This is a genomic window from Romboutsia sp. CE17, assembly GCF_012317385.1.
In the GTDB taxonomy this organism is placed as follows: domain Bacteria; phylum Bacillota; class Clostridia; order Peptostreptococcales; family Peptostreptococcaceae; genus Romboutsia_E.
In genome coordinates, this window is record NZ_CP051144.1 from 497,590 (window position 1) to 524,285 (window position 26,696).

Below are 26,696 nucleotides of genomic sequence, written 5' to 3' on the forward strand. Positions count from 1 at the left end.
AATGGGAAAATGGGAAGGGTTTACTTTTAAGTGGTATGAAGCTTTATTCCAAGATGAAAGAATAATGACAGCTTTATTTTACACTATTGTTATAGCGATTGTAGCTTCTTTAATAGCTACAGTAATAGGAACGATTACAGCTATTGGAATACATAATATGAGAACAGGTAGGCTTAAAAAAATATTATTAGGAATAAATAATCTACCTATATTAAATCCAGATGTTGTAACAGGAGTATCTTTAATGACGCTATTTGTGTTCATAAATATGGAGTTTGGTTTTAGTACTATGTTACTTTCGCATATAGTATTCAATATTCCGTATGTAATACTTTCTGTTTTACCAAAATTAAAACAATTGCCTGCAAATATTGAGGAAGCTGCGATGGACTTAGGAGCTACTCCTATGTATGCTCTTCAAAAAGTAATAATACCTCAAATAAAACCAGGAATAATTTCAGGTATGTTAATAGCATTTACTATGTCTATAGATGATTTTGTAATAAGCTTCTTTACTGCTGGTAACGGGGTTAGTAATTTATCTATAGAGATATACTCAATGACTAGAAGAGGTATAAGTCCTGAAATAAATGCTTTATCTACAATAATGTTTATCGTTGTTTTAGTATTACTAATATTATCCAATTTGAGTGGGAAAAAAGAAGATTTACAAATAAAAAATAACTAAACTGTGATAAGTGATTTTGAGGAGGGTAAATATGAAGTCTAAAAAATTTATATGTTTAGCTACTATATTTGCACTAACCTCTACATTATTAGTTGGATGTGGTCAATCAAAACCATCTAATGAAGTTCTCAATATATATAACGTAGGTGATTATATAGATGAAGACTTAATAACTAAGTTTGAAGAGGAAACAGGAATAAAAGTAGTTTATGAAACTTACGATACTAATGAGTCTATGTATCAAAAAGTCAAAAGTGGAAGCTCTAAGTATGACTTAGTATTTCCATCGGATTATATGGTAGAAAAAATGATTAATGAAGATATGTTAGAAGAAATTGATTATAGCAATATACCTAATTATAAATATATAGATGAAACCTTTAGAAATGCACCATATGATAAGGGAGATAAGCATAGTGTGCCTTATCTATGGGGAACATTTGGGATTGTATATAACAAAAACATGGTTGATGAAAGTGATGTAACAAGTTGGGATGTACTATGGAATGAAAAGTATGCAGGAGAAATACAAATGCTAGACTCTGTTAGAGATAGTATAGGGATATCATTAAAACGATTAGGATACTCTATGAACTCAACAAATCCTAATGAAATTAATGAAGCTAAGGACCAACTTATAAAACAAAAATCTATAGTTCAATCATATGTTAATGATGACGGGAAAGACAGGCTAGTAGCAGAAGAGGCAGCTATGGGAATTGTTTATTCTGGAGATGCAATAACATTAATAGAAAGCAATGAGAATCTAGCGTATTCAGTTCCTGAGGAAGGAACTAACCGATGGGTTGATGCAATGTGCATACCTAAAACAGCTCAAAATAAAGATTATGCAGAAAAATTTATAAACTTCATGTTAGATCCAGAAAATGCAGCACAAAATGTTGAGTATATATGGTATTCTACTCCTAATACAGGTGCCATAGATATACTAGGTGAGGATTATATAAATGATCCTATATTAAATCCATCTGATGAAATAATAGAAAAAAGTGAAGTATTTTTAGATTTAAATATGGATGTTTTAAAATTATATGATAATGCTTGGATAGAAGTAAAGTGTGAATAAATATAAAAGCTATAAGTTTAGAAAAAATCTAGGCTTATAGCTTTTTATATTTATAAAATAAGTAATAATAAATAATATAAGTTAAAGAATCAATTTATTTTAATACAGTTATTACTATATTGAATGTTATAATTATTATAATATTTATTAATCAATAATATAAAAAGTATATTTAATGTATCATTATAAGGAATATTATGATTAGTATAAATAAAGATTTACTTTAAATATAAGAAATTGCATGTTAAAAATAAAGGATATTTTAATAAATTATAGTATAATTATTATTGCTATAAATTGATTGCTACGGAGGGGTTATGGGGAAGAAAAGAATTAAGCATTTAAAGGGTAAAAAAAATACAAAAGATAAAGTAAAAAAGCTTTTTTTGATAATATTAAGTTTTACATTTTTGATTTTATTAATTATAGGTTTGTTTTACATAAAAGATATGTATGTATCTAAAAATATAGAAGATTCTAAGATTGAATTTTATATGGATATAGCTGATGAAGCTGGAAAAGAAGAGGTGCAGCTTAATTGGAAAATGCTTCTAGCCATAGATATGGTTATATATAATAATGATTTAAGTAAAGTAAAGAAAGGTGATGCATTAAATAGAGCAGAGAAGTTTTTAAATTATTCTAAAAATCAAAATGGAGAGCGAATTTACACCATAAATACAATAGAGGATGTGTTAAAAAAATTAAATTTTAATGACAGTGAAAAGTCAAAAGTATATAAAAATTTGAAAAAATTAGAATATGTTTTTTTAGGTAATAATAATTTAAATGAGAAAAGTCCTGAAATAGTTTTTATAAATAAAGTAAAGGATATGGCTATAGAAAATTACAATAATCATAAAATACTTCCTTCTATAACTATAGCGCAATGTATACTAGAATCTGGATGGGGGAATTCAGAATTAGCTGAAAAAGGTAATAATTTATTTGGAATAAAAGCAGATTCATCGTGGGATGGGAAGGTACTTTCTATGGAAACATCGGAAAATTACGATGATAAGATAGTAGCTTCATTTAGGGCCTATACATCTATAAAAGAATCTATAGATGATTATGGAAAATTTTTAACTATGAATCCAAGATATGAAAAAAATGGGCTTTTTAAAGCTAAGCACTATAAAACGCAAGCGCAAGCACTTGAAGATGCAGGATATAGTACAAAAGAAAATGAATATGGTGAAAAAATATATGCAGATATGTTAATTAGTTTAGTAAGGAAATATAACCTTCAGCTAATAGATTGTGAAATATATAAAGAATAAAATTGATTATTATAAAATTTAGAGATAAAATAAGCCTGAGTTTATACTTAGGTTTATTTTATGTATAGTTTCATTATTTTTTATAATATGTGATTAAATGAATAAAAAATAATGAAACTATACATACTATTGAGGTAATAAAAATAGTTAATAAATAAATCTAAATTTGTTGTAAAAAATAATAAAAAAATGTTGACATAAAAAAATAAAGATGATAAAGTAATAAATGTCTAAAAGAGACAAAAAGAACTTTGAAAATTAAACAGTAGGTTAATTTATAAATTTAAATTCTTTATTTGAGCAACGGGATATTCTCCTAGAGAATAGACGTTGGCGAATGATTTTAAGAATTAAACACAAACAACCAAGCCAGATATTCAGATAATGATTAGCTGAGCGATGGACAACTTTTATTTGAGAGTTTGATCCTGGCTCAGGATGAACGCTGGCGGCGTGCCTAACACATGCAAGTCGAGCGAACCCTTCGGGGTGAGCGGCGGACGGGTGAGTAACGCGTGGGTAACCTGCCCTATACACACGGATAACGTACCGAAAGGTACGCTAATACGAGATGATATAAGAAATTCGCATGGATTTCTTATCAAAGCTTTTGCGGTATAGGATGGACCCGCGTCTGATTAGCTAGTTGGTAAGGTAACGGCTTACCAAGGCGACGATCAGTAGCCGACCTGAGAGGGTGATCGGCCACATTGGAACTGAGACACGGTCCAAACTCCTACGGGAGGCAGCAGTGGGGAATATTGCACAATGGGCGAAAGCCTGATGCAGCAACGCCGCGTGAGCGATGAAGGCCTTCGGGTCGTAAAGCTCTGTCCTCAAGGAAGATAATGACGGTACTTGAGGAGGAAGCCCCGGCTAACTACGTGCCAGCAGCCGCGGTAATACGTAGGGGGCTAGCGTTATCCGGAATTACTGGGCGTAAAGGGTGCGTAGGTGGTTTCTTAAGTCAGAGGTGAAAGGCTACGGCTCAACCGTAGTAAGCCTTTGAAACTGGGAAACTTGAGTGCAGGAGAGGAGAGTGGAATTCCTAGTGTAGCGGTGAAATGCGTAGATATTAGGAGGAACACCAGTTGCGAAGGCGGCTCTCTGGACTGTAACTGACACTGAGGCACGAAAGCGTGGGGAGCAAACAGGATTAGATACCCTGGTAGTCCACGCCGTAAACGATGAGTACTAGCTGTCGGAGGTTACCCCCTTCGGTGGCGCAGCTAACGCATTAAGTACTCCGCCTGGGAAGTACGCTCGCAAGAGTGAAACTCAAAGGAATTGACGGGGACCCGCACAAGTAGCGGAGCATGTGGTTTAATTCGAAGCAACGCGAAGAACCTTACCTAAGCTTGACATCCTTTTGACCTCTCCCTAATCGGAGATTTCCCTTCGGGGACAGAAGTGACAGGTGGTGCATGGTTGTCGTCAGCTCGTGTCGTGAGATGTTGGGTTAAGTCCCGCAACGAGCGCAACCCTTGCCTTTAGTTGCCAGCATTAAGTTGGGCACTCTAGAGGGACTGCCAGGGATAACCTGGAGGAAGGTGGGGATGACGTCAAATCATCATGCCCCTTATGCTTAGGGCTACACACGTGCTACAATGGGTGGTACAGAGGGCAGCCAAGTCGTGAGGCGGAGCTAATCCCTTAAAGCCATTCTCAGTTCGGATTGTAGGCTGAAACTCGCCTACATGAAGCTGGAGTTACTAGTAATCGCAGATCAGAATGCTGCGGTGAATGCGTTCTCGGGTCTTGTACACACCGCCCGTCACACCATGGGAGTTGGGGGCGCCCGAAGCCGGTTAGCTAACCTTTTGGAAGCGGCCGTCGAAGGTGAAACCAATAACTGGGGTGAAGTCGTAACAAGGTAGCCGTATCGGAAGGTGCGGCTGGATCACCTCCTTTCTAAGGAGAATTGCCTACTGTTTAATTTTGAGGGTTCTTAAAAATCCTTAAAAAAAATATTGACAAGAATCGACAAAGTTATTATAATATAACCTGTTGAAAAAATAATATGGGGGTGTAGCTCAGCTGGGAGAGCACTTGCCTTGCACGCAAGGGGTCAGGAGTTCGATCCTCCTCATCTCCACCATTAACATGCTTTTTAGCATGTATTAGTACTTTGAGCAACGGGATATTCTCAGAGAGAATAGACGTTGGCGATGTACGTTAGTACTTTGAAAACTGCATAACATTTAGTGATATGACATCATTTGATTATAAATAGACAAGACAAGTCTTTAAAATTACAAATTTTGAGCAATGGGATTTACCTGAATGAATATGAAGGTAAAGACATTGGCGAAGCATTTTAATAACTGGTCAAGTTATTAAGGGTGCAGGGCGGATGCCTTGGCACTAGGAGCCGATGAAGGACGTGATAAGCTGCGATAAGCTTCGGGGAGTTGCACGTAAACTTTGATCCGAAGATTTCCGAATGAGGAAACTCACTTAGAGTAATGTCTAAGTATCGTTAAGTGAATACATAGCTTAGCGAGGGGAACCCGGGGAACTGAAACATCTAAGTACCTGGAGGAAGAGAAAGAAAAATCGATTCCGTAAGTAGCGGCGAGCGAACGCGGAACAGGCCAAACCAATGAAGTTTACTTCGTTGGGGTTGCGGACACATCATTAACGAAGAGGTCATCGTAAATGAAGAGAGTTGGAAAGCTCCGCTATAAAAGGTAATAGCCCTGTAGTTGAAACGATAATTCTTCAGATGTGATCCAGAGTACCACGGGACACGTGAAACCCTGTGGGAAGCAGGAGGGACCATCCTCCAAGCCTAAATACTACCTAGTGACCGATAGCGCATAGTACCGTGAGGGAAAGGTGAAAAGAACCCCGGGAGGGGAGTGAAATAGAACCTGAAACCCTGTACTTACAAGCTGTGGGAGCACATTTCTTGTGTGACCGCGTACTTTTTGTAGAACGGGCCAACGAGTTACGTTAAGTAGCAAGGTTAAGCACTTAAGGTGTGGAGCCGTAGCGAAAGCGAGTCTTAAATGGGCGATTTAAGTTACTTGGCGTAGACCCGAAACCGGGCGACCTATCCATGAGCAGGTTGAAGCGAAAGTAAAATTTCGTGGAGGACCGAACCCACGAGCGTTGAAAAGCTCGGGGATGACTTGTGGATAGCGGTGAAATTCCAATCGAGCCCGGAGATAGCTGGTTCTCCCCGAAATAGCTTTAGGGCTAGCCTCAAGGTTGAGAGAAGCGGAGGTAGAGCACTGAATGTCCTAGGGGGTATTGCACTTACCGAAGACTATCAAACTCCGAATGCCGTATTCTTATACTTGGGAGTCAGACTGTGGGTGATAAGATTCATAGTCAAGAGGGCAACAGCCCAGATCGTCAGCTAAGGTCCCTAAATGTACGTTAAGTGGTAAAGGATGTGGGATTGCACAGACAACCAGGATGTTGGCTTAGAAGCAGCCACTCATTTAAAGAGTGCGTAATAGCTCACTGGTCGAGTGATCCTGCGCCGAAAATTTCCGGGGCTAAAACGTACTACCGAAGCTACGGCATCATTATGATGGGTAGGGGAGCTTCGTATGCAGGTTGAAGCATGACCGTAAGGACATGTGGACAGTATACGAGTGAGAATGTTGGCATGAGTAGCGAGATGTGGGTGAGAATCCCACAGGCCGTAAACCCAAGGTTTCCAGGGGAAGGTTCGTCCGCCCTGGGTTAGTCAGGACCTAAGCCGAGGCCGAAAGGCGTAGGTGATGGACAACAGGTTGATATTCCTGTACCACCAATAACCGTTTGAGAGATGGGATGACACAGTAGGATAAGCTAACCGTACTGTTGGTTATGTACGGGCAAGCATTGAGGCAGTTCCTATAGGCAAATCCGTAGGAATAATGCTAGGATGTGATGCGGAGCGAAATTTAGTAGCGAAGTAGCTGATTTCACACTGTCGAGAAAAGTCTCTATCGAGGTTAAAGGTGCCTGTACCGCAAACCGACACAGGTGGGTGAGGAGAGTATCCTAAGGCCAGCCAGAGAACTGTTGTTAAGGAACTCGGCAAAATGACCCCGTAACTTCGGGAGAAGGGGTGCCTGCATTTGCAGGCCGCAGAGAATAGGCCCAAGCGACTGTTTACCAAAAACACAGGTTTCTGCTAAGTCGCAAGACGATGTATAGGAGCTGACGCCTGCCCGGTGCTGGAAGGTTAAGGGGATCTGTTAGAGCAATCGAAGCAGTGAACTTAAGCCCCAGTAAACGGCGGCCGTAACTATAACGGTCCTAAGGTAGCGAAATTCCTTGTCGGGTAAGTTCCGACCCGCACGAAAGGCGTAACGATTTGGGCACTGTCTCAACAACAGACTGGGTGAAATTGTAATACCGGTGAAGATGCCGGTTACCTGCGACAGGACGGAAAGACCCCATGGAGCTTTACTGTAGCTTGACATTGGGTCTTGGTACTACATGTACAGGATAGGTGGGAGACTATGAAGCGTGAACGCCAGTTTGCGTGGAGTCACCCTTGGGATACCACCCTTGTAGTACTGGGACTCTAACCATAGGCCATGAATCTGGTCTTGGGACACTGTCAGGTGGGCAGTTTGACTGGGGCGGTCGCCTCCCAAAAAGTAACGGAGGCGCTCAAAGGTTCTCTCAGTACGGTCGGAAATCGTACGTAGAGTGTAAAGGCACAAGAGAGCTTGATTGCAAGACATACAGGTCGAGCAAGGACGAAAGTCGGACTTAGTGATCCGGTGGTTCCGCATGGAAGGGCCATCGCTCAACGGATAAAAGCTACCCTGGGGATAACAGGCTTATCTCCCCCAAGAGTCCACATCGACGGGGAGGTTTGGCACCTCGATGTCGGCTCATCACATCCTGGGGCTGTAGTAGGTCCCAAGGGTTGGGCTGTTCGCCCATTAAAGTGGTACGCGAGCTGGGTTCAGAACGTCGTGAGACAGTTCGGTCCCTATCCGTCGCAGGCGTAGGAAATTTGAGGAGACCTGTCCTTAGTACGAGAGGACCGGGATGGACGCACCTCTGGTGTACCAGTTGTTCTGCCAAGGGCATAGCTGGGTAGCTAAGTGCGGAATGGATAAGCGCTGAAAGCATCTAAGCGCGAAGCCGACTTCAAGATAAGATTTCCCACCGTAAGGGTAAGACCCCAGGAAGGCTACCTGGTTGATAGGTCGAAGGTGTAAGTGCAGTAATGTATTTAGCTTATCGATACTAATAGGTCGAGGACTTGACCAAAATTTAAATGATAAATTCTAAATGATATGCAGTTTTCAAAGTATTAACTCTAAATATGCGGGTGTAGCTCAATGGTAGAGTTCCGGCCTTCCAAGCCGGCTGTGAGGGTTCGATCCCCTTCACCCGCTCCAAATAAGATTATGTGGTTATTATAGCAAAGAGGATACACCTGTTCCCATTCCGAACACAGAAGTTAAGCTCTTTAGCGCTGATGGTACTTGGGGGGCAACCTCCTGGGAGAGTAAGACATAGCCACGTAATCTTTTTTTATTTTATACAAAATAATATATATTAATTAAACATAATTAATCACCTTTTCATTAATTTTTAAATATAATAGAATAAATTAAATTTGAGGTGATAGTATGGACAAAACACTTCAAACGGGAGAAAAAATATTTTTTACAAATCTAATTCTATGTATAGTCTCATATATATATTTTACCATACTGCCTTTAAATGAGATTACACTATCTATAGGATATATTTTTTTTATAGCATACTTTGGAATTAATTTTTATGTTGGAAATACATCAGATCTTAATATATTAGAATCTTTAATAGTTGGTACAATAGGATGTGCTATAGGTTTATTTTTATTATTTTTTGCACTATATGCAGAAATAATTATGAAAAATTCTGAAGTAGCACTTTGGTTAATCAGACCATATTTCATGCCAACCATGTCTTTAGTAAAAATACTATTTGATGATATAACAATTATATACCCCATATTATTAATTGTAATTAACATTTCATTGGTATTGATGGGTAGTATTACTAGAAAAATAATGAATAAATTTAAGGTTTAAATTTAATAATTATAATATAGACTAAAAAATATAGGACGTGGTGATTATATGTATGAAGTACAGATGAAATATTTAGATAAATATGATGATTGTTTACCTGTAATGTTTACTTGTGAAAATTTTGATATTTATGACTTTGGATATAGATTTGAAAATATACAAATGGACAACTTTATTCTAGCAAATTTAGAAGTTAATAAAGATGATATAGCGTTAATGAAAATAAAATAAAACTTATTATACTATCAAATGCTCCTCATAATAATTTGATAGTATTTTTTTGTAAAAAAATTATATGTTATAATTAATAATATAAATGATTTTATAAAATAATAAATAATTATAATAACGAAAAGGTGATAGATTGAAGCTCTTATATAGCATAAATGTTCAAGAAGAAAAAATTAAGCAAGCATTAGAAAAGTATAGACATTTATTAAACTTAAATAATAATCAATCAAGTAAAATACTTTTTTTAGTTCCAAATAGTATTACTAAATTAATGTATGAAAGAAATATAAATTTAAAATATAGTGAGGAATTAAATATAATAACATATATAAGTTTTGTGAAAAAAGAAATAATTAAATATTGGCCTATTATAGTAGAAAAATGTAAGACTATTAGAGGAAATAATATAGTTCCTATATTTATATCAAGCAATTTAAGTGACTATATAATAAATAATGAAGTTTCAAAGAAAAGAAATTTGGAAGGATATTTTGATGACCTTACAAGTACAAATAGAGGGATATCAAATAGTATTAAAAATAATATAAATAAATCTGCATTAAGTTTAATTGAGTTTGATACTATTGGAGAAAGGTTATATTTATCTAAAAAAAATAAGGATAAGCTACTACGATTTTCATATACTCAAATGGATGAAATTATAAATAATTATATAGAAACTTTATTATCTAAAGGGATGCTTGACAACCATCTCAGTATATATGTATATAATAACTTTTTACTAAATAATGAAGATTACCTAAAAGCATTGAAAAAAAGGATAAACTATATTATTGTTGATAGTTTAGAAAGTTGTAGTAATGCAGAGGTAGATTTTATTGATACAGTATCAAATTTTTTAAATGAAAGTCATGTTTATTATAATAGTACAAGAGATTACTCATCTTTTAATAATGTTGATATAAATTACATAGAAAAGAATATAATAAAAAAATTTAATATAGTTGGAAATAACGAAAATAAAATGATAAACAATAATTTAAATATTAATGATTTATATAGTCAAGATGTAGAAATTGAGTTGAACCAATCAAGTCAATTATACAGTGAGATGATTACTGAAGTTACAAATAAGGTTTTAGATTTAATCAATAATAATGTTAATCCTAGAGATATAGCTATAATATCTCCTGTAAACAATACTATATTAGATTATAATTTAGCTAATATGCTTAAAAATTATAATATAGAAGCAGTAAATACAAAAATAGATAATAAAATAATAGATTATCCTTTTGCAAATGCACTTATTGTAGCGGCATGCTTATTTTATGAATATGAGGAATTAATAAAAGAAGAAGAGTATATAAGTTTTATAGAAACTATATTTAATGTAAATAGAATAAAAGCATTAAGTATATATAGAAATAGAGATGAAAATGAAGAGTATAAAGATTTAATTAATTATATAAATAGATATAAATCGGATAGTATTAAAATTTATGAGTTTTTGATGAGATTTTATATAGATAAGCTTTTAGTATTGAAAACCGGAAGAGATAATATCAAAATTTGTAAGCAAATTATCCAAGAAAGTGAAATATTTACGGAAAATATAAGTATTTTAAGTTTAGATAATAAAAAAATAAAAGAAAAAATATTTATAGATGTACTTAAAACTACAATAAAAGATTATTACTTACCAAAAGAGATACAAGATATGAAAGAGAGTAATAAAGTTATAATAACAACACCATACTCTTATATATCATCAAATATTAGTAGACCTATACAATTATGGGTAGATATAGGTAGTAATAGCTGGAATATGAAGATAGAAAAAGATATAAGTAATGCTATAGTTCTTAGAAAGTCATATGATAAAAATAAAATTTACAGTGATGATATGGAGGAATATTATAAAAAATATTATTTATACAATATGATATACAACTTACTTGAAAGTGCAGACAAGGTTTATGCTTTTAAAAGTGATTACACAGTGAATGGATATATGCAAGAGAGTATATTATATAGCCTCCTACTAAAGTTACTAGATAAAGGAGGTAAATAATATGAGCAAGATAAATTATAGAGAAGATCAGATTCCTATAATAAATTATACTTCGGGAACTATGGCAGTACCAGCAGTGCCTGGAGCAGGTAAAACCTTTATAGTTACGAATTTAGTAGCGAAACTTTTAGAAGAAAATTATAATAAAAAAGGAAAAATTTTAATTCTTACTTATATGAATAGTGCGGTTAATAACTTTAAAGGCAGAATAAAAAAAATATTGGAAGAAAAGAACATACAAAATTCTAATGCATATGAAGTAATGACTATACATAGTTTGGCAGTTAAGATTATTAAAGAAAAGCCGGAAATAATAATGTTAAATGAGGAATTCAGCATAGCTGATGATTTGCAAAAAAATATAATATTAACTGATTGTATAAATAGATATAGGTCTAGTGGAGGAGAGAAAATATTTAACTTCTTTCTTAAGGAGCAAAAAAGTGAACGATGGAGAGATATAAGTCTTGAAAACTGGGATAGAGGTTTTTATGATTTAATTGGAAACTCTATTAGTGAACTTAAATATAAAGATATTACTCCAGATAAATTAGAAGATAATATATCAAGTGATTATAAAGGAATGCTTAGAATAGTATTGCCTATATATAAAGAATATGATAGGAGACTAAAGCAACAAGGGTTGTTAGACTATGATGATATTTTAATACTAGGATATAAAGCATTGATTATAGATGAAGGACTAAGAACTAAATTTCAAAATAGATATACGTATGTATTTGAAGATGAGTGTCAAGATTCTAATGAAATACAAGGTAAAATAATCAAGGTTATATGTGAAAAAAATAGTAACTTGGTTAGAGTTGGAGATATAAATCAAAGCATAACGGGTACATTTTCATCAGCGGATCCAAAATACTTCAAGGAGTTTATAGAAACAGCTGATTATTGTTACAGAATGGATATGTCAAATAGAAGTTCTAAAGATATACTAGATTTAGCAAATGAACTAGTTAGGTATGTAACTAAAGATTTTAATCAAGTTGAATGCAAAGACGCATTAGAAGATATGAAGGTAAGGACTGTACCTAAGAATAAGGGTTATAAAGAAAACCCAGAACCAACTAATTATAATATAAATACGAAATTATATAATTGCTGGAAAGATGAAATAAATGAAACAATAAGATTTACAAAAGGTATTAAGAAAAAGTATCCAGATAAAAGTATAGGAATACTAGTTCCATATAACGATCATGTAAATCAAGTAGGTAGAGAACTAGAAAAAGCTGGATTAGAGTTTGAAGAGTTAGGTCCAAATTCTAGTAATAAGAGAAATGTATTAAATAATATTGCTTTTATAATAGATTTTATTTTAAACTGTGATAATATAAATAAGTTTATAACTGTATTAGATAGGGTATTTATACATACCGAAAATGAACAAGGTAAGAAGGATTTTATAGAAATACTAAAAAATTATAAAATAGAAGAGCTTATTTATGATGAAAATATTCAAGAAAATCTAATTATAGATATAGATAGTGAGGTATATAAAGGATTTAATAAAGGTGTAAAAACCTTGAAGAAAATTTTAGAGTATCCTATTGTAAGATTAGATACACTTATTTTATTTATCGGAGAAAAATTAAATTTGGAAAATGAAGATAGAGCAGTAGTAGATTATATAGCTTTTTACGTAAAATTTTTACTATTTGAAAATGTAAATATGAGTTTAAAAGATGTATATGAAATATTAGCTAATACTAGAAATAAAGTGTTTTCACATATAGTAGAAGTTGTATATGAAATAAATGGATATGAGCCTATGCCAGGTAGTATAACTGTGTGTAATTATCATAAGTCCAAAGGTTTAGAGTGGGATTGTGTATTTTTACTAGGTTTAAGCGAATTTAATTTCCCAGACAATGTCAATCAAAAATTCCAATGTGATAAATGGTATCTAAAGGATAAGTATAAAAACCCAGAAGCTATTATAAAAAAAGAAATAGACGCTATCGTAGAGGGATACAATGGAGTTGATTATGAACAACAAACTAAAATTGATATAATAAAAGAAAAAATAAGATTATTATATGTAGGAATAACAAGAGCAAAAGAGATGTTAATTATATCTACATGTTTATATAAAGATGAAAATGATATTAATAATGATAGAAAAAAACAAAATCCATCTATATATTGGTATAAATTGAATGATTATATTAAATTAAAAAGAGAGAGGTGATTTAAGTGAATAAAAATTTGAATTACTTTAGATATAGCCAAAACTCAATAAACACTTATAAGTCATGCCCTCTTAAATTTAAGTTTAAGTACATAGATAATATAAATTGGAAGTATGATGACTTTTCATCAGAAGAATATTATACAAGTTTGAAATTAGGTAGAGAGTTTCATTTATTATGTGAAAGGTACTTTAGCAATATTCCATTAGGAAATATTGAAAATAATAAGTTTAATAAATGGATAGAAAAAATAAAAACTTTATTACCGAAGAATGATAAAAATTTATATTTACCAGAGTATGAAATAAGATATACATTAAACGGAAATGAAATACTAGCAAAGTATGATTTAGTTGTGATAGGAAAAAATAATATAGATATATGGGACTGGAAAACAGAAGCAAAACAAATTAATTATAAGAATGTAGAGTCAAGAATTCAGACAATAGTATATCTTGCTTTAGCTAAGGAAGTAATTCCTAAGATATTTAAATTAAATATAAAAACAGAAGATATAAAAATGAAGTACTATCAGCCAGAATTTGATGAAGAGCCAATAGTTATAACATATGACGATGAAAAGCATGAAAAGTACATAAAAAAATTATCAGAATATATAGATTTAATCAAAAGAACAAACTATCAAGATAATGATGGTGATATACCTATAGAAAAAAATGAAAAACATTGTAACTATTGTGAATTTAATAAGCTTTGCAATAATTAATAAAGGAGGTACATATGGGACTTAGGTTTGTGATAGGTAGAAGTGGAAGCGGAAAGTCTACCTATATGTTAGATGAAATAAAGAAGAAAGCTCAAGAAAATGAAACAACTCCAATAATAATGCTAGTTCCAGAACAGTATACCTTTGAAATGGAAAAAAGAATGAGTAATTTATTCTCAGGAAATGAAAAAGATAAATTTTTAAGATCTAGAGTATTAAGTTTTAAGACTATGAGTAATATAGTCTTTTCTCATGTTGGTGGATTAACAAATGTTAATATAAATTCTAGTGGAAAGGCAATTATTACTAGTAGTGCAATAGAAAGTGTTGCTAAAGAATTAAATATATTTTCAAAATCAGCAACACAATCAGGATTTATAACATCAGTTTCAGATATGATTTCTGAATTTAAACAATACAATATAACTCCAGAGTTATTACAGCATTTGAGTGCAGAAGTAGAAAATGAAACTTTAAGTTTAAAGTTAAAAGATATAAGCAAAATATATGATGCTTTTGAACATAAGCTTCATGAAAAGTATGTTGATTCTCAAGATTTACTTAACTTATTAGCAGATAAAATAGAAGCATGCGATTATTTTGATGGATGTTATATTTATATAGATGAATTTACAGGATTTACACCAAATCAGTATAGGGTTATAAAAAGCTTAATGAATAAAGCAAAAGAAGTTAATATATCTCTTACTATAGATAGCATAGCAAACTTTTCGTACAATAAGACGGATGCTTTTTCAAGAACAAAATTTACATATGAAAAATTAAATAGAATTGCATTAGAAGAAGGTATAAAAATAGAGAAGCCTTTGAATCTTAATAATGGAACAATACACAGATTCAAAGGAAATAAAGAGTTGAGTCATTTAGAACGATATTATAATGCTTATCCATATAAGGTATATGATGAAGAAACTCAAAATATACAGATAAAGGAATTTAACAATTTATATTCTGAAGTAGAAGAAATTGCTAAAGAAATAATATATTTAGTGAGGGATAAAAAAATTAGATATAAAGATATTACGGTAGTAACTAGAGATTTAAATAGATATGATTTTTTAGTACATTCTATATTTAATGAATACCAAATACCTAATTTTATAGATAAAAAAAGAGAAGCTAAAAGCAATCCCATAATAGTTCTAATAATCTCTGCTTTAGAAATGAAAAACAGAAGATATAGCTATGAAGCTATGTTTAGATACTTAAAAAGTGGACTATTAGAAATAGATAATGAAGATATAAGTTTACTTGAAAACTATGTACTTGCTAATGGTATAAGAGGTAAGAAGTGGTTTGAAGAGAAATGGAATTATAGAGTAAATGCTAATTATAGTATGGAAGAAAGCGATTATGAAATATCTTTAAAAGAGAGAGTTAATGAAATAAAGGAAAGAGTTATTTCTCCAATTATTAAACTACAAAATAAGCTAAATGGAAAGAAAACTGTACAAGAGCTATGTCAATATGTATATGAATTTTTACTAGATATAAATATTCCAACAACTATAGAAAAATTAATTTGCAATTTTAAAGATAAAGGAGAACTAGATGTAGCAAATCAATATTCTCAAGTTTGGGATATAGTAATAGATATACTTGATCAAATAGTTGAAATTATGGGGGATGAAAAAAAATCCTTAGATGAATTTATAAGACTTATAAGTTTAGGATTTGATGAGTATGAATTAGGGTTAGTACCACCAAGTATAGACCAGGTACTTGTTAGTAGTGTAGATAGAATGAAAAATCCTAATACAAAGTATCTTTATTTAATAGGTACTACTGATGGAATATTCCCTTTAATATCAAAAGATAGTGGTTTATTAAGTGACAATGATAGAGAAAGCTTAGGGGATAAGGGTGTAGAAGTAGACTTAGATAGCAAAACAAAGACTTTTGAAGAACAATTCTTAGTGTATAAGGCACTAACTTCAACTTGTGAAAACCTAATTGTAACTTATCCTATATCAGACCATGAAGGTAAAACATTAAGACCATCAGTTATAGTGTCTAGGTTAAAAAAAATATTTCCTAAAATAAAAAATATAAGTTATTTGTTAGAAGCCGAAGAATCTACAGACGAAGATGTATTAAATAAAATAACTGTTAAAGCACCTACTTTTAATAAACTTATAAACGAAATAAAAGAGTATGATGATAAAAAAGAAATAAAGGAAATTTGGCTTGATATATATAGATATTTTATACAGGATGATGAATATAGTAATATATCTAAAAAAGTTATTTCTGGGCTTAATTATACAAATCAAGTAAGGAATGTAGAAGAAGATAAAATGAAAAAACTTTATCAAAATAGTATATTAAGCGTATCTAGAGTAGAGAAATATGCTCAATGTCCATTTGCTTACTTTATTCAGTATGGACTTAAAGCAAAAGAAAGAAAAGAGTATTCGTTTACAGCACCTGATTTAGGAAACTTTATACATAATATATTGGAGAACTTTTCGAAATCTCTTTCAAAAGATAACTTACAATGGAAAGATATAGATATTAATTATATAAAAGATAAAGTTTCAATATTAGTTGATGATATAGTAGGTAAAATACCTGGATATATACTAAATAGTTCAGAAAGATATAAATACTTAGCTTTTAGATTAAAAAATATGTTAGTAGCGGCATTAAATGTTATAGCAGAGCAAATAAAGCAAGGATCATTTGAACCTAGTGATTACGAAGTTGAATTTGGATTTAATGGAAAGTATCCTCCTATAAAGTTAGTGTTAGATAATGGAGAAGAAATAAATCTAATAGGTAAAATAGATAGAGTTGATGAATTTGAAGAGAATGATGGAAAATATATAAGAATAGTTGATTATAAATCAGGAAATAAATCTATAAGTTTGAGCGATGTGTACTATGGTCTTCAATTACAACTATTAGTATACTTAGATGCTATACTTGAAAGCGCAAGTAAAGGCGATGGAAATTTAAGTCCAGCAGCAATTTTATATTGTAGAATAGACAATCCTATTGCTAAATTTAATGAAGATAAAGATGATGAAGAAGTCAGAGAGGCTATACTTAAAGATATGAGAATGAAAGGTTTAATAATAAAGGACGCCCATATTATAAAAGAAATGGACAAGTCTTTAGCAGATGGTGCTAGGAAGTCTTCTCTAGTAATACCTGCAAATCTAACTAAAGATGGAAACATAGGAAAAAGTACAAATGGGGTAACCTATGAAGAGTTTGAGATTCTTAGAAGTTATGTGAAGAAAACTGTTAAAGATTTATGTAAGGAAATGGTAAGTGGGAATATAGGTATAGATCCATATAAAAATAAAAATGGAACTTCTTGCGATTTCTGTAGTTATTCAGCTATTTGTCAATTTGATACTACTATGAAAGATAATAAGTATAGAATTTTAAATAATAAAGATAATGAAGAAGTTATTAAACTAATGAAGGGAGAGATATAGTAATGAGTTCTCCTAAATGGACAGTAGAACAACAGTCAGTTATAGACAGTAGAAATTCCAACTTATTAGTAGCTGCAGCAGCAGGTTCGGGAAAAACAGCAGTACTAGTTGAACGTATAATAAAGATGATAACTGATGAAAATAATCCAATTGATATAGACAAATTACTTGTGGTTACATTTACTAATGCAGCAGCATCGGAAATGAGAGAAAGGGTAGGCGATGCTATAGGTAAAGCTTTAGATGATAATCCTGAAAATACTCATTTACAGAATCAGCTTGTATTATTAAACAAAGCAAGTATAACAACTATACACTCTTTTTGTTTAGAAGTAATAAAATCTAACTTTCATAAAATTAACTTAGATCCTAATTTTAGAATAGGAGATACAACTGAATGTAATATATTAAAAAGTGAAGCTTTAGAAGATGTATTTGAAGAACTTTATAAAGAAAGAGATCAAGGTTTTCTAAATTTAGTTGAAAGTTATGCAGAAAAAAGAGGAGATAATGAGCTTCAAAATATTATTTTAAGTATATATTCTTTTGCTATGGCGTCTCCATATCCTAATGAGTGGCTAATTAAATCAGCAGAAGACTTTAATATAGATGATGATTTTAGATTTGAAAATTCAGCTTGGGCGAAATCTATACTTGATACCGTAAGAATTGAAATTAGCGGGATAGAAGTAAGTATGAAAAAAGCACTTGAAGAGGTTGAAGGCATAGAAGAATTAGAAACTTTTACAGAAAGATTAAAAATAGAATATTTAAAAGTAAAGGACTTACTAAAAGCATGCAATACTTCATGGGATGAAGCGTACTCTAAAATGTCTTCAATGTCTTTTGAAAACTATGTTAAAGGTGTTAAAAGAATACCAAAGGATGCACCAGAGTATATAAAAGAAGCTAAGGATAAAGCTAAGTCAATTAGAGATAAAGCTAAAAAATCATTAGAAGATATAATACAAAGTAGTTTCTATAAGAATAGTGAAAGTATAAAGGAAGAGATACAATATTTGTATCCTATAGTGAAATCTATATCAGAAACTATAATAAAATTTGAAAAAGAATATTCTAAAAGAAAACGAGAAAAAGGAATAATAGACTTTGGAGATATAGAACATTTCGCATTAAGTATTCTTACAGAAAAAGATGAAGATGGAAATATCTTAACTGATGAATATGGAAATGCAATTCCGTCAGATGTAGCATTAATGTATAGAGATAAATTCTATGAGATATTTATAGATGAATATCAGGATAGTAACTTAGTTCAGGAGGTATTATTAAGTACTATCGCTAAAATAAAAACTCCAAATAGATTTATGGTTGGCGATGTTAAGCAAAGTATATATAGATTTAGACAAGCAAAGCCTGAAATATTCCAAGAAAAGTATGAAACTTATGGAACTACAGAAGGTAGTTTATATAGAAAAATAATGCTATATAAAAACTTTAGAAGTCGTGCTGAAGTTTTAGATTCAGCTAATTACATTTTTGAAAATATAATGAGTAAAAATATAGGTGAAATTGAATATACCGAAAAAGAAAGATTAAATCTAGGTGCTAGCTTTAAAGAAAATGATAATGAAAATGTTATAGTAGGAGGACCTACAGAAATACATCTAATTCAAAAAAATAAAGCTGAAGGTTTAGATGAAAATATTGAAGAAGTTCAAGGTGAGGAAGAAATAGATAATATTCAGCTTGAAGCTAGAATGGTTGGAAAAATAATACAAGATTTAATGAAACCTAAAGAAGACGGAAAAATTCAAATGGTATACGATAAAAAAATAGATGCTTATAGAGAAGTCCAATTTAAAGATATAGTAATCTTACTTAGAGCAACATCAGCTTGGGCACCAGTTTTTGCAGATGAACTTATGAATATGGATATACCTACATATGCAGATATTGGAGTTGGGTATTTTGATACGATAGAAATAAAAACTGTAATGTCATTATTACAAGTAATAGACAATCCTCTACAAGATATACCATTATTAGCTGTATTAAAATCTCCTATGTTTGCTTTTACTCCGGAAGAATTAATAGATATTAGGTTAGAAGATAAAGAAAAAAGCTTTTATGAAGCATTAGAAGAATTTGCATATGATAAAGTTTTTGAAGTAAATGAAAATAAATTTATAGAAGAGAATAAAAACAATGAAATTATAAACTTAGGAAAAATTTATTCAGAACTAGAAGAAATACATAGTGTAGATGACCTTAGTTCATTCAGCTCATTTGAAGATTTTGATGAATTTGGCAATATAGATATTATATCGCAGTCAAAAATAAAAGAAACAGAAGATGAAAAAGTACAAAAGGAAAATATAAGTTTATCTGAAGACCCTAAGATAAGAAAAGCTCAAGAATTTTTAATAAAGCTAAAAGACTTTAAAGAAAAATCTTTATATATGAGTACATATGAGTTTTTATGGTATTTATATACTAAAACAGGATACTATGCATATGTAGGTGCATTACCGGGAGGTAGTCAAAGACAAGCTAATTTAAAAATTTTATTTGAAAGAGCGAAACAGTTTGAAGAGACTAGTTTTAAAGGAATATTTAATTTTATAAACTTTATAAGTAAGTTGAAAAAATCAAGTACAGATATGGGAAGTGCTAAAACACTTGGAGAAAATGCAGATGTAGTTAGGATAATGAGTATACATAAAAGTAAAGGATTAGAATTCCCAATAGTTATATGTAGTGGAATGGGAAAAAACTTTAATACTCAAGATTTTAAGAAAAATATACTGTATCATCACTCTCTAGGCTATGGTCCTCAGTTAGTAGATTTTGAAAGAAGAATATCTTTTCCTAGTATAGCCAAGGAAGCATTAAAAAATAAAATCAATATAGAAAATTTATCAGAAGAAATGAGAGTATTGTATGTTGCTTTCACTAGGCCAAAGGAAAAATTAATAATAACTGGATCTACTAAAAAAATAGAAGATAGTATAAAAAAGTGGTCTAGCAATTTAGATAGTTCACCGACAATTTCACAGTATTCAATTTTAAAAGGAAAGAACTTTTTAGATTGGATAATGCCATGCGTTCTAAAGCATAGGGACTTAGAGGATATTAGAGAAAAAATAAATATAAATGTAGAGAATATAGAAGATCATCCATCAAAATGGAATACTAAGTTATGGTATAAAGAAGATATTCTTTTAGAAAAAAAAGAAGAGGAAGAAGATAGTATAGAAGAAATACTTAAAAATATAAATTTAGATGAACCTAGCACTGATTATTATAATGAGATAAAAAATAAATTAAATTATGAATATCCTTATAGTTTTAGTGTAACTAAACCGGCAAGTATATCAGTTACAGAAATAAAAAAGATACAAAATACATATGAGGAAGATTTATCTCAAAGTTTCTTTAATCAAAAAATAGTCTTAAAAAGACCATTATTTATACAAGAAAATGAAGAAAAAGAAAAAATAGGTGGTGCCGAAAGAGGCACTATAGTTCACTTAGTTATGCAAGTATTGGATCTAAATAAAGTAAATACTGTTTATGAAATTAAAGAACAGATAGAATTACTTATTAAAAAAGGAATAATAACTAAAAAGCAATCATCAGTTATAAATTCATTTAAAATATATAATTTCTTCAAATCTAGTATAGGTAAAAGAATGCTAAATTCAGATTTTCTAAAAAGAGAGCAAGCTATATACACTCAGGTAAAGATGAAAGATGTATATATTTATGATGACTTATTACAAGGTGAGAATAATACTTATGACGAAGAAACTTTAATGGTAAGAGGTATAATAGATGCTTATTTTGAAGAAAATGGAGAAATAGTATTACTAGATTATAAAACTGATTTTGTAAATGATGAAAACAAAGAGAAGGTAATAAGTCGATATGAAAAGCAATTAGAACTCTATTCTGAAGCTTTAGAAAAGCTTACAGGTAAAAGAGTTAAGGAAAAGTGTATTTATTTATTTGGTATAGATGAAGCTATATCATATTAAGATATAGCTAAGGGAGGATACATATGAAATTTATTCATACATCAGATTGGCATCTAGGCAAAAGCCTAGAGGGTCATTCTAGACTTGAAGAACAAGAAAAATTTTGCGATGATTTTGTAAAGCTTGTAGACGATAATGATATAGATATGGTTATTATAGCAGGGGATGTATATGACACATCAAACCCTCCTGCTAAAGCAGAAAAATTATTTTATAAAACGGTATCAAGATTAGCTAATAATGGAGAAAGATGTGTATTAGTTATTTCAGGAAATCATGATAATCCAGAAAGATTAGCAGCTATAACACCACTTACTCATGAGCAAGGAATAATAATTTTAGGTTATCCTTTGAGTTTTACAGAAAAAGCAAAATACAAAGGATTTGAAATCATAGAAGCTAAAGAAGGTTGTTTAAAAATAGATATTGATGGAGAAAGGGCAACTATAATCACCCTTCCTTATCCAAGTGAAAAAAGACTAAATGAAGCTATTGGAAATCCTTCTAACGATGAGGAAGCTCAGCAAACATATTCTCAGAGGGTGGGGGAAATATTTAGAGAATTAGAATCAAATTTTGAGGATGATACTATAAATATTGCTGTATCACATATTTTTGTAGTTGGTGGTGAAGAAACTGATTCTGAAAGACCTATACAGCTTGGAGGTAGTTTATTAGTAGAAAAAAAAGATCTACCGACTAAAGCTCAATATATAGCATTAGGTCATTTACATAAACCACAAAAGGCATCCCATAGATTAAATGCATATTATTCTGGTTCACCACTTCAGTATAGTAAGGATGAAAGAAGTTATGCAAAAGGTGCAAACATAGTAGATATTAAAGCAGGAGAAACACCTATTATACAAAGTATATACTTTAAAAATTATAAGCCAATAGAAGTATTTAAATGTAATGGAGTTGAAGAAGCTATAAAAATATGTGAAGACAATAAAGATAGGGACATATGGTCTTACTTTGAGATAAAGACAGAGCATGTAATAAATCAATCAGAGATAAAACAAATGAAAGATTTATTAGATGATATCATTGAAATAAGACCAATAATAACTTCAGAATATGAAGAAGAAGAAATTGATGTTAAAGAAAAATCTATGGGTGAATTGTTTAAGGAGTTTTATCAATTTAGTACAGGACTTGAACCAAGAGGTGAACTTATGGATTTATTCTTAGACATAATCAGTGAAGAAGGTGATTTGGAAAATGAGACCAATTAAATTAACATTAAGTGGATTAAATAGTTATACTGATGAACAAGTGATAAATTTTGAGGAACTTATAGATAGAGGTTTATTTGGTATATTTGGAAATACTGGAAGTGGTAAATCTACTATACTTGATGCAATAACTATAGCTATGTATGGAAATATATCTAGAAATACAAAAGAGTTTATAAATAGTTCTTGTAAAGAAGCTGTAGTAACTTATGAGTTTGAAATAGGGGGTAAAAATACTAAAAGAAGGTATGAAGTAACTAGAATTATAGGAAGAAGTAAAGCTGGTGGAACTAAAACCACTTATGCAAGACTAATAGAAAAACAAAATGATGGTACAGAAATAATACTTGCAGATAAAGCAAAGGATGTAAATGACAAGATAACTCAAGTTGTAGGGTTAACAGCAAATGATTTTACAAGATCTGTAGTTTTACCACAAGGAAAATTTAATGAATTTTTAAAGCTAACAGGATCAGATAGAAGAGATATGCTTGAAAGGATATTTAATCTTGAAAAGTATGGGAGAGGGCTTATTGATAAAGTAAGAAAAAGAAAAAATGAAGCCAATTTAGATCTAAGAGATTTAAATACAAAAATGAGTCAATTTGAAGGTATCAGCCCCGAACTATATGATAATACCTTAAAAGAGTTAGAAGACTTAAAGAAAAATGAAAAAAATAAACATGAAAAATTAGATGAAACTCAAAAATTATATGAAGAGAGTAAAGAAATTTATGAAGAACAAACAAAATTAGAAAGCTATGAGGTAAGAAAAAAAGAATTAGACCTAAAGCAAAATGATATTAAGGATAAAAAAGTTCAGTTAGAAAATGCTGAAAATGCAGAGAGAGTTAATCCTAGCATATATATAGTTCAAGAATTAGAAAAGAAAATAAATGATGATTCATTAAAGATTGAAGAAATAGAAAGAAACTTAGGTATTTTAAATCAAGAACTTACAATAACTAAAAATAGATATGAAGAAGCTTATAAAACAAAAGATGAAAAAATGCCAAGATTAATGGAACATAAAGAAAAATTAAATAATGCTCTAAAAATAGAGGAAGAACTAAATATTATAAATGAAGAAATAAAGGAAATGAAAGAAAGAGGTATTGGCCTAAGTAAAGAAAAGAAAATCTCTGAAATACAGAAAAAAGATGTCGAAGCAAAAAGAGATGTAATAGTTAAAAATATTAAAGAAAAAGAAGATAAAATTAATAAATTAAAAATAAGTGCAGACTTAAAGCAAAAAATATTTTTAGCATATGATTATGAAAAAGAATATTTAAAATTAGGAGAAGAAAAATCTCAAAAGCAAGATAGATTGAATAATTTAACCAAAGAAGTTGAGGAGTTAAATTTAAAGAGTAAGTATATAGAAAAAGATAGGATTAGTACAAATTCTAAGTTAGATGATTTAGTTATATCTCAAGCTGCTTTGATAAAAAAATGTCCTGGAACAAATGAAGAAATCTTGTCTAAAACTGAGTATATAAGTGAATTGAAAAATACATATAATACAGTAAAAGAAAATGAACAAAAAATAAATATACTTCAGGATGAAATAAATATCATTTTAGAAAAAAAATATAATAATAATAGAGAAATTGATGTTATAAGCGAAAGAGTAGAGGTAAACAGAAAAGAAATTCAAGATTTAGAAAAAGAAATTGAAAGATTAAAATATTTAAACTTAGCATCAGAACTTAGAAAAGATTTAAAGCCTGATATGCCATGTCCAGTATGTGGATCAAAACATCATGAAAATATAGAATTTATAAATAAAAATGAGGAAATTAATTTTGTTAAAAGTAAACTAGAACATTACGAAGAAATTGATAGAACACTTAGAACAAACTTAGAAGAGTTAAATTTAAAAAATAGTGAGTATATATCAGGGGAGAAAATTAAATCAAAAGAGCTAAAAGAGTTAAAAGGAAAAGTAGGAGAGCTAAAGTCTATAGATCTTTCTAGTAAATTAGAATCAGAAAACAGAATTCTTGAGTTATTAAAGAATAGTGTTCAAAATTGGAATGAGGAAAAAGAATCTATAGAGGAAAGAATAAGTAAACTTAAAGAAGAAAAAAGTAAGATAGAAAAAGATGAAGTTAAAATATTAGAAGAAATAAATAGTTATAGAAAATCTATTAAAGAGATAAAGTCAGATTTAGAAGAAATAGAATTGAAATATCAAAATGTTAAAAATGAATATTTAAGTTTAAAGGCAATTGTTAAAGTATCTAATTTAAGTTCTAAAGTAGAAGAAATTAACTTAAATGAAAAGGAAATAGAAAGTATTAATTCAGAATATACTGTTTTAGTTTCATCTAAAGATAATGCAGAAAATGAAATTAAATCTTTAGATAATAAGATACATAAAACAGAACTAGAGCTTATAAAGGCTAGAGAGTTATACGCTGAAAAATGTAGATTTAGAGATGAAAAATATAGAGATTTTATTTCTATAACAAAAGGTGAATCAGCAAAAGAATTACTACAAAAACTTGAAGATTATGTAGAAAATATAAATAAATTAGAGGTTGAATTAAAAAATAAATTAGAAATCCAAAGAATTGAGTATGAAACATGCTTAGGAGATAAAAAAAATATAGAGGGTAGATTAAAAACTGCCAAAGACCATCATAAGATACAAGAACAGACACTTAATCAATTACTAAGTGATAATAAGTTTGAAAATATATATGCAGTTAAAAGAGCTTTACTCGAATATGACCATAAAAAAAGATTATTAGAAGAAATTTTAGAATATGAAGAAGAGCAAAGAATATTAATATCTAAAATCGAAGATTTGAAACATAAATTAGCAGGTAGACTAATTAAAAAAGAAGAGTTTGAAGAGTTAAAAAATAATATATATATACTTAAGATAGAAATAAACAGTATATCTAAAGAGATTGGTGCAAAAGAAAATATATTAAATAGCTTAAAAGATTCCTTAGATAAAATAAAAGAAATTACTAAGTTATTGAAAAAAGTACAACATAAGGTAGACTTACTTGAAGATTTAGACAAGATTATTCAAGGTAATAGATTTGTGGAATATGTAGCAACAAATCAATTAAAATATATAGCATTAGAAGCATCGAAAAGATTAGAATCAATTACAAAAGGAAGATATGCTCTAGAGATTGACCAAAAGCTAAACTTTGTAATGAGAGATAATTTCAATGGAGGAGAAAGAAGAAGTGTTGATACGCTTTCTGGTGGTGAAACATTCTTAACTTCTTTATCATTAGCATTAGCGCTATCATCTCAAATACAATTAAAGGGAAGTGCACCATTAGAATTTTTCTTCTTAGATGAGGGATTTGGGTCTTTAGATAGTGATCTACTAGATATTGTAATGCAATCTTTAGAAAGATTACACAGTGATAAATTAAGTGTAGGTATAATAAGTCATGTTGAAGAGTTAAAAAATAGAGTTCCAGTAAAATTAGTAGTTACATCTAGCGAAGCAGGATCTGGTTCAAAAGTAAAAATTGAATATAGTTAATATAAAAAAAGTGGCATCTACAAGGGGGAAGTTGTAGATGCCTATATATACTTATTAGGGGGAGAGATATATAATTTCCGCTCTCATATATAATTATTTACAAATAAGATAATATTATACATTATTAAATAAAAAAGTCACCTAAACAAGGGGGGAAGAATAGGTGACTTA

The 26,696-nt window shown here is 30.5% G+C and carries 12 protein-coding genes, 2 tRNA genes and 3 rRNA genes; all 17 read left to right on the forward strand.

Annotation, left to right across the window (positions count from 1 at the left end):
• Position 1 precedes the first annotated feature (1 nt).
• The 17 genes from HF520_RS02420 (at position 2) to HF520_RS02500 (ending at position 26,525) form a co-directional block, all read left to right on the forward strand.
• Complete coding sequence (locus HF520_RS02420; RefSeq protein WP_168572514.1) at positions 2–688, forward strand: ABC transporter permease; 687 nt, start codon at positions 2–4, stop codon at positions 686–688.
• 31 nt (positions 689–719) lie between these two features.
• Entirely contained in the window at positions 720–1,775 is a 1,056-nt protein-coding gene (locus tag HF520_RS02425) for an ABC transporter substrate-binding protein (RefSeq protein WP_168572515.1), read from the forward strand.
• 317 nt (positions 1,776–2,092) lie between these two features.
• Positions 2,093–3,058 (forward strand): glycoside hydrolase family 73 protein, encoded by a 966-nt coding sequence (locus HF520_RS02430; protein WP_168572516.1) that lies wholly within the window; start codon positions 2,093–2,095, stop codon positions 3,056–3,058.
• 410 nt (positions 3,059–3,468) lie between these two features.
• Positions 3,469–4,969 (forward strand): 16S ribosomal RNA (locus HF520_RS02435).
• A gap of 111 nt (positions 4,970–5,080) precedes the next feature.
• Positions 5,081–5,156: transfer RNA gene (locus tag HF520_RS02440), tRNA-Ala, on the forward strand.
• A 228-nt stretch (positions 5,157–5,384) separates the two neighbouring features.
• A 23S ribosomal RNA gene (locus HF520_RS02445) occupies positions 5,385–8,287 on the forward strand.
• A gap of 57 nt (positions 8,288–8,344) precedes the next feature.
• A tRNA-Gly gene (locus HF520_RS02450) sits at positions 8,345–8,418 on the forward strand.
• A gap of 10 nt (positions 8,419–8,428) precedes the next feature.
• Positions 8,429–8,545 (forward strand): 5S ribosomal RNA (rrf, locus tag HF520_RS02455).
• Together the 16S, 23S and 5S rRNA genes with 2 tRNA genes alongside form the textbook arrangement of a ribosomal RNA operon.
• 107 nt (positions 8,546–8,652) lie before the next feature.
• The gene (locus HF520_RS02460; protein WP_168572517.1) at positions 8,653–9,099 is read left to right on the forward strand and encodes a hypothetical protein; all 447 of its coding nucleotides are present in this window, start codon (positions 8,653–8,655) and stop codon (positions 9,097–9,099) included.
• A gap of 48 nt (positions 9,100–9,147) precedes the next feature.
• Positions 9,148–9,330 (forward strand): hypothetical protein, encoded by a 183-nt coding sequence (locus HF520_RS02465; protein WP_168572518.1) that lies wholly within the window; start codon positions 9,148–9,150, stop codon positions 9,328–9,330.
• A 133-nt stretch (positions 9,331–9,463) separates the two neighbouring features.
• Positions 9,464–11,365, forward strand: a complete 1,902-nt coding sequence (locus tag HF520_RS02470; RefSeq protein ID WP_168572519.1) for a hypothetical protein — start codon at positions 9,464–9,466, stop codon at positions 11,363–11,365.
• A 1-nt stretch (position 11,366) separates the two neighbouring features.
• Positions 11,367–13,574: an ATP-dependent helicase gene (locus tag HF520_RS02475; RefSeq protein WP_168572520.1), complete on the forward strand. Its 2,208-nt coding sequence runs from the start codon at positions 11,367–11,369 to the stop codon at positions 13,572–13,574.
• Between the two features lie 5 nt (positions 13,575–13,579).
• Complete coding sequence (locus HF520_RS02480; protein ID WP_168572521.1) at positions 13,580–14,302, forward strand: PD-(D/E)XK nuclease family protein; 723 nt, start codon at positions 13,580–13,582, stop codon at positions 14,300–14,302.
• 14 nt (positions 14,303–14,316) lie between these two features.
• Positions 14,317–17,769 carry a helicase-exonuclease AddAB subunit AddB gene (gene addB, locus HF520_RS02485; RefSeq protein WP_168572522.1) on the forward strand — a complete coding sequence of 1,151 codons (3,453 nt, stop codon included), beginning with the start codon at positions 14,317–14,319 and terminating at the stop codon, positions 17,767–17,769.
• A 2-nt stretch (positions 17,770–17,771) separates the two neighbouring features.
• Positions 17,772–21,770 carry a helicase-exonuclease AddAB subunit AddA gene (gene addA / locus HF520_RS02490; RefSeq protein WP_168572523.1) on the forward strand — a complete coding sequence of 1,333 codons (3,999 nt, stop codon included), beginning with the start codon at positions 17,772–17,774 and terminating at the stop codon, positions 21,768–21,770.
• A gap of 23 nt (positions 21,771–21,793) precedes the next feature.
• Positions 21,794–23,008, forward strand: coding sequence for a metallophosphoesterase family protein (locus HF520_RS02495; RefSeq protein ID WP_168572524.1), 1,215 nt, complete (start codon positions 21,794–21,796; stop codon positions 23,006–23,008).
• A complete protein-coding gene (locus HF520_RS02500) occupies positions 22,995–26,525 on the forward strand; it encodes an SbcC/MukB-like Walker B domain-containing protein (RefSeq protein WP_168572525.1) in 3,531 nt (1,176 codons plus the stop codon). The genes HF520_RS02495 and HF520_RS02500 overlap by 14 nt, the downstream gene beginning before the upstream one ends.
• Positions 26,526–26,696 lie beyond the last annotated feature (171 nt).

Bases quoted from the DNA above. Each gene is read 5' to 3' on its own strand.
- HF520_RS02420 (WP_168572514.1), top strand. From the start codon at position 2: ATGGGAAAATGGGAAGGGTTTACTTTTAAGTGGTATGAAGCTTTATTC.
- HF520_RS02425 (WP_168572515.1), top strand. From the start codon at position 720: ATGAAGTCTAAAAAATTTATATGTTTAGCTACTATATTTGCACTAACC.
- HF520_RS02430 (WP_168572516.1), top strand. From the start codon at position 2,093: ATGGGGAAGAAAAGAATTAAGCATTTAAAGGGTAAAAAAAATACAAAA.
- HF520_RS02460 (WP_168572517.1), top strand. From the start codon at position 8,653: ATGGACAAAACACTTCAAACGGGAGAAAAAATATTTTTTACAAATCTA.
- HF520_RS02465 (WP_168572518.1), top strand. From the start codon at position 9,148: ATGTATGAAGTACAGATGAAATATTTAGATAAATATGATGATTGTTTA.
- HF520_RS02475 (WP_168572520.1), top strand. From the start codon at position 11,367: ATGAGCAAGATAAATTATAGAGAAGATCAGATTCCTATAATAAATTAT.
- addB (WP_168572522.1), top strand. From the start codon at position 14,317: ATGGGACTTAGGTTTGTGATAGGTAGAAGTGGAAGCGGAAAGTCTACC.
- addA (WP_168572523.1), top strand. From the start codon at position 17,772: ATGAGTTCTCCTAAATGGACAGTAGAACAACAGTCAGTTATAGACAGT.
- HF520_RS02495 (WP_168572524.1), top strand. From the start codon at position 21,794: ATGAAATTTATTCATACATCAGATTGGCATCTAGGCAAAAGCCTAGAG.
- HF520_RS02500 (WP_168572525.1), top strand. From the start codon at position 22,995: ATGAGACCAATTAAATTAACATTAAGTGGATTAAATAGTTATACTGAT.